The following is a 243-nucleotide window of genomic DNA, read 5'->3' as shown; positions in this document are numbered from 1 at the left end:
AAAAGGTTAGTCAACGGGGGCGGAAGTCTTCGCTCACTAAAAACCTTAAACACTTGGTCGAGGAAAAGATTCAAGTCCAGAAGTGGTCCCCTGAACAAGTTGCCCATGTAGTTGGAATTGCCTACAAGACGGTCTATAACTGGATTGATCAAGGATGGCTTGATGTACAGTTGCCCGATTTGCCTGATCATGGAATTCGTCGTCATCGCGCTAAAGAAAAGCGTGGTACGTTCAGTCACGGCC

General features: G+C 47.3%; 1 pseudogene. It reads left to right on the top strand.

The features are described 5' to 3' along the window. A pseudogene (locus H5975_RS08555) lies at window positions 1–243 on the top strand (IS30 family transposase); the annotation flags it as partial.

This window comes from Limosilactobacillus coleohominis (genome assembly GCF_016901675.1).
Classification (GTDB): Bacteria; Bacillota; Bacilli; order Lactobacillales; family Lactobacillaceae; genus Limosilactobacillus; species Limosilactobacillus intestinavium.
Note: the sequence above shows the minus strand (reverse complement) of the source record. Positions and strands in the feature narration are given on the sequence as shown.